This window comes from Anaerolineae bacterium, assembly GCA_025062375.1.
In the GTDB taxonomy this organism is placed as follows: domain Bacteria; phylum Chloroflexota; class Anaerolineae; order SpSt-600; family SpSt-600; genus SpSt-600.
In genome coordinates this window covers 1-5,586 of the sequence record JANXAG010000061.1, presented here as the reverse complement: position 1 = coordinate 5,586, position 5,586 = coordinate 1, and the positions used below count along the sequence as shown (strand labels likewise).

Annotated in this window: 4 protein-coding genes; all 4 read left to right on the top strand. The window is 53.7% G+C overall.

Annotated elements, in window-relative coordinates:
- Positions 1-317: 317 nt before the first annotated feature.
- Positions 318-1,112 carry a CPBP family intramembrane metalloprotease gene (locus tag NZ653_09915; GenBank protein MCS7287435.1) on the top strand — a complete coding sequence of 265 codons (795 nt, stop codon included), beginning with the start codon at positions 318-320 and terminating at the stop codon, positions 1,110-1,112.
- Positions 1,113-1,777: 665 nt separating this feature from the next.
- On the top strand, positions 1,778-1,975 hold the full coding sequence (locus NZ653_09910; GenBank protein MCS7287434.1) for a hypothetical protein: 198 nt from the start codon (positions 1,778-1,780) through the stop codon (positions 1,973-1,975).
- Between the two features lie 844 nt (positions 1,976-2,819).
- Positions 2,820-5,036 carry an alpha-galactosidase gene (locus tag NZ653_09905; GenBank protein ID MCS7287433.1) on the top strand — a complete coding sequence of 739 codons (2,217 nt, stop codon included), beginning with the start codon at positions 2,820-2,822 and terminating at the stop codon, positions 5,034-5,036.
- Between the two features lie 356 nt (positions 5,037-5,392).
- Positions 5,393-5,586 (top strand): DoxX family protein (locus NZ653_09900; GenBank protein ID MCS7287432.1); only part of this gene is annotated, 194 nt, incomplete at its 3' end.

Genomic DNA, 5,586 nt, shown 5'->3' with positions numbered 1-5,586 from the left:
CGAAGCCGCCTGCCCGCCCGAACTCTTTCTTTTCGACGCCGGGCTTGCCGCCTGCGGTTCATGAGCTTTGGCACGGAAGGGCTGGGCCAGTGCTCTGGCGGCACGAGGATTGACAGGGCGATGCTTCTTGGATTACGATACGGCTAAGCTTGGGACGCCTCCATTACGCATGGTCCGTGCCCCCAAGGCCCTTAGGAAGTCAGTGGTTACCTGGATGCGTTTTCACCTAACGGCTTGGCTTCGTTGTGCTCGGCTAACCACCGCTCAAGCGCGAGTCGATATCAGCACCCTCATCGCAGGAAAGGTCAGGCGCGAGAATGATCCGATATCCCATTGTTTGGTTTTACATTCTGGCCTTCAGCGTCTCATGGCTTGGGTGGATACCAGTGGTGATGGGATCACGCGGTATTGCCCCGTTTGGGCATCCCGCTTTCCAGTTTCTTCTCATCCTTCCTGCTGTTGGTCCAGCCCTGGCAGCCGCTATTGTGATACAGATAGCGTATGGTAGGGGGCAGGTTAGGAACTTACTTAAGGCACTTATCCAATGGCGGGTTGGTCTGGTATGGTATCTTGTCGCAGCGTTAGGCCCTATTATTCTTCTCGTTGTGGGACAGCACATAATGAAATCTCTGGGCTTTTCTGCAACGCAGCCAGAGCCTCAAGGAGACCTGTTCCCTCTCGCCATCTCCGCCTTCGTGATGTCTTTGCTCTCCAACCCATGGGAAGAAGTTGGTTGGCGCGGCTTTGCGCTACCACACTTGCAGAAGCGATATACTGCTCTGGTTGCTACGCTCATAGTTGGTGTTTTGCAGGGATTTTGGCATTTGCCACTTTTCTTTTGGGTTGGTAATCCGATGTCGGGGTATCCATTCCTACCTTGGTTTGTCAGCGTGGTCGCGGGATCTTTTGTTTATACCTGGCTGTACAATAGCACCAAGGGCAGTCTTCTGCTGGTAACGTTGTTTCACATTGCTCTAAACACCTCAGGAGTCATAATAAGCGGCACGTCTATTGCGGTTCTGGCGATTTTGTATTGTCTTGTAGCCATTGTCCTTGTGATGATGTTCGGCGGTGAAAATCTGTCACATCGGAAAAGGGTGTGCACGGCCTAGTATCTCACTTCAGCCGACTGGGTTCTGCCCGCTTTGCTTGCTCCGCAGGACAGCTGAGCTCAGTGCTGTTGAGCGGAACAGAAGACAAACCATAAGGGGAGTGCGATGAGAATTGCGATGGATGAGCACAAGCGTGTGTGATTATTTTGCGGTGGCCCATGCTTTACTCTCGGGTATTCTGGATGCCCAATGCCCTGGCGGCACCCCGTGTCGCTCTCCCTACAGGTTCGACTGGTGCTCTCGTTATACTATCTTAGGAGTTGCGCAGCTGGGAGCTGGTCGGACGAGGAGGAATGGTCCCCCCAAAGCCCCCCCGGGGAAGCGAACTGCGTAACTTCTGTTCATATCTGGCGTGCCGGATATACGGTTACCGAAGTGGCCCAAAGACTGGACTGCTCGGAACGGTGGGTCCGAAAAGGGCGGCAACGCTTCCGCCAGGAAGAGGGGGAGGGCCTGAAGAGTCGTTCCCGGCGTCCGCAGCGCCTCTCCCGCAGACTTCCGGACTCCGTCTGCCGGGCCATTTCGGAGACCCGCAGGGAACGGGAAGCCCAGGCTGCGATGGGTCCAGGCCTGAAGCCCATGGGCCGTTTTGCCCTTCGCACCCGCTTAATGACCGTCGGCGCACGGCCGAGGCCCAGGATTTTGCTGTTTATGTCTGGAAGACTGTGGAGATCCCCACCTATATCCAGGTGGACAATGAAGTATGCTTCAGCGGGGGGAACACCCACCCGGATGCTCTGGGACGCCTGGTCCGCCTGGACCTGAGGGTGGGCGCCGAGCTGGTCTTTTCCGCTATCGGCGAGCTGAAAAGCCAGCCATTGATTGGGCGGTTTCACCAGGATTACGACCGTCATGTCTGGTAAAACACTTACCTGGCTGGCCCGGAGCACCCAATCGGCCTGGGTGGAAACGATGGGGCGTCCATCTGTTTCCGCTTCGGGAGCCGGTGCTCCCTGGTCTCCAGAAGCAAGAGCGTCCGGCGTCCCCCTCCGTCCAAAGCGGTCCGCTGGAACGCTTGGGAATTGCTGTCAGCTGGGCCCTCATCCGGGTCAGCATGATGTCTTGGCGGTTTCTGCTTGGTTAATAAGTCCTCTGGGCGGAACGATGTGTTGGCACACGACACCTACGGGATATGGAGGAATGCCTTCTCGCCAACAGACCAGGGATGCTGGGCCTTGCGGCTCCGAAGCATACCGGATCCCTCAACCCTGTGCCGGGCGCATGGGAAACTCCAGATACCGGATGTGAGGAGAAGGCTGCGACAGCTTTTGGACCGCTTGGGGAAAGAGAGCGGGGGGTGATACTTGGTTTCTGAAGGGGCTGAAGCGGGAGCGTCCCAGCATGGCCAGAAGGGGAGAGGGCGAGAGACGGTTCTGGGAAGAGACCTCATTCCGTCCGTTCGGCGCGGTGAGAGGTTGGTCGCTACAGAGAGGATTGTGAGCATAAGATGGGTACCCGCGGCCTCGCTGGATGAAGTATACGGCCAGCAGTGGAAGAATGAGACAGCGCAGCCTGCGATCCAGCGCAAGCTTGGGGACGATACCAGGAGTCGTAAGCAAAGACGCCAGATGGAAGGGCCTGCAGTCAAGGGGCTGGTTTACGTCCTACATCTAGCCTTGCAAATGGGAAGGATATTGCGAGATAAAGCTTTAAGCAAAGCCTGCAACATTTCCAGGACGAAATATTGATCTTGAGGAGAGAGAAGTCATGCGTAAAATCCTAAGCAGTCTGCTATCAGTTTTAATTTTAGCCGTCATGATTTTAGAAACTATAACTGGCACAAATCATGGCCCCGTGGAACTGGAAAAGGATTTGCCTTTTTCCCACTGCGCCACTGACCAAGAGGGGACGGTCTCCCTCACCAATGGTCGTGTGACTGTCTCCTTTGACCGGTGCAACGGACTGCTCTCCTTTGCAGCTGAAGGTCGGGAGCTCTTTGAAGGCGCATACTTCAGCGCTTGGCTTAACGGAGAGGAACGCACAAGCCCACAGTTTACATGGGAGAAGTGGAGTAAAACCACTGCAATTGATACTTTAGGCCTTGGTAGCACTCTGATTATAACTAGCACGGAGAGCAAAGGAATCAAATGGTCAGTGAAGATCACTTTATACGAAAATAAGGATCATGCAATTTTCCAACATACGCTGGCCAATATGGGCCAACAAGCCATACAGGTGGGGGGCCTGAAGCCTCTTGCGGTGGGAAAAAACGGCAGATTCTCCGAAGCCCTATCTCTAAGGGGAGCTGTAGCCTTTATCAACAGTTACACCAGCGTTGGTTACAGGGGGGTAGTGCCTGTGCTGCCTGTGCCTTACATAAGGGTGCCCGTATCCTTGCCTGACGGCACGGGTAACCTTCGCTTTGGCGATTACTCCGGCTGGTGGGTGCATGCCTTCTGGAATAAAAAGAAGGGGATAGGATTTATTGCTGGGACCCTCACAGCTGAGAAATGGAAGACCTTTATTGATATGCGTCAGAACCCTCTTTCCGGTAGAATCTCCGGATGGAACGTGAATAACTTGGGTGATGCGCTCTTGCTCCCGGGTCAGGCCTTTTCTTCGGAAAAGATTATAATTGGGGTGTGCAGTAACCCTCTGGCCTGCCTGGATGAGTATGGGCTGACCGTGGGAAAGATTAACCAGGTTAAGCCGGCGCCTCCCTCCCTCGGATGGTGCTCCTGGCCTTACTATTATCGGAAGATTACTGAGGCAGACGTATTGCGTAATGCTATGTTCATGAAGGAGAGACTATCTCCTGCCTATCAATATGTCCTGATAGATAGCGGCTGGTTCACCTTCCGCGGTGATTGGGAGGCTAATGAAAAGTTCCCCGAAGGGATGAAAGCCACTGCCCAGAAGATCCGCAAACTGGGATTGAAGCCAGGCTTATGGTTCGCTCCCTTCTTGGTTGATAAAGAGTCGGCTCTCTTGCGTCAGCACCCCGATTGGTTTGTAAAAGATAGAAATGGTTTGCTATATGTTTATAGACAAGACCCCGGTGCCCCGGAGAGGTATGTCTTAGATGGCTCTCACCCAGAGGTACAGACATGGTTGGAAAGACTTTTCAGCACTGTAGTTAATGAGTGGGGATACGAGTACCTTAAGTTGGACTTCTTGCAAGCAGGTGCAGTGGAAGGCAAAAGATACAACCCTACTGTAACCTCTTTGGAAGCTTTGCGTCAGGGCTTGCTGGCGATCAGAAGAGGAGCAGGCGATAGAGCTTATATCCAGCAAGCCATAGGCCCATGGTTGGCCCCGGTGGGAATCCTCAACGAAAGCCGCATGGGGATGGACACGGAGTTTCGCCTGAGTGCTGACTTAACAACAAGTGATATTCCATGGCTTAATTGGCAATATGCTACTTGGTACATCCGGAACAATATAGCCGGTTACTTTGCCAGGGGCCACCTTTTCAATACACAGACGGGTGAAGGAGTCAGACTTGATCCCTGGTCTCTCCAGGAAGCAAAAACCCTTATCGCTACCTACGCGCTGAACGGCAACCTGTGGCTTGCTGGAGACCTGACCTTCCTGTCCCCGGAACAGATAGACTTGCTAAACAATGTCGCCCTCATCACGTTGAGCACCTCCGGTTTGAGGGCCAGGCCTTTAGATCTTTTTGATAGGCCAGACTTTTTAGCTGCCTTCGGTGCCATAAATGTGTTTGGTGATAGCCAGCGTCTGACTTACGGTGCCTTGCCCAGTATTTGGCACGTACCAGGCGAGGATGCATCGCTAGTCGGCCTGTTCAACTGGAGCAACCGCAGGACTACAATTACTTTGCCTTTAGCTAAGATAGGCCTGAATCCAGACAGAAAATACTCCCTTTTCGACCTCTGGACCGGCCAGAAAGTGGGAGAATATCAAGGAAACATTATTATAACCATTGACGCTCATACCCATGAACTATTGAGAATACAGTAAGGCCATTGCCTTGCAAATGTAAGAATTACGCAGCTGGGAGCCTGCTGGGCGAGGTGGGATGGCCCCACTCTCTCCCCTCTCCACGGCCTAAAAGGCCGTGGAGAGGGGAGAGAGGAGATAAAAATAAAAGATTTTATTGGGGGCGGAGCCGAGTGCCTTCGGTGCCCGGCTCCGCCCCTAAAGCCCCCTGGGGAAGCGAACTGCGTAACTCCTATTTGTCATATGCCAACACATCATGAGGATAAAGCAATAAGGCCGCCAGGACATCGTGCCCAAACCGGGTATCCTAGTGCTGGCACACGATGCCCACTATCTATACGACTGAAAGCCAATGACGCATAGGAGGAGATCGCTTTATGAACATTCTTTTATGGGTCCTGCAAATCCTGCTGGGTCTCTACTTCTTCTTCACCGGCCTTGTTCATTTCATTGTGCCACCCGGCCTGCCTGCGCCGATGGCCTGGATGTATGAGCTACCCCCTGCCTTACATTACCTGAGTGGCACGGCTGAGATCTTGGCCGGACTGGGGCTGATCCTGCCCGGTCTCAC

Coding starts and splice junctions, on each gene's coding strand:
- NZ653_09915 (MCS7287435.1), top strand. CDS start 318: ATGATCCGATATCCCATTGTTTGGTTTTACATTCTGGCCTTCAGCGTC.
- NZ653_09905 (MCS7287433.1), top strand. CDS start 2,820: ATGCGTAAAATCCTAAGCAGTCTGCTATCAGTTTTAATTTTAGCCGTC.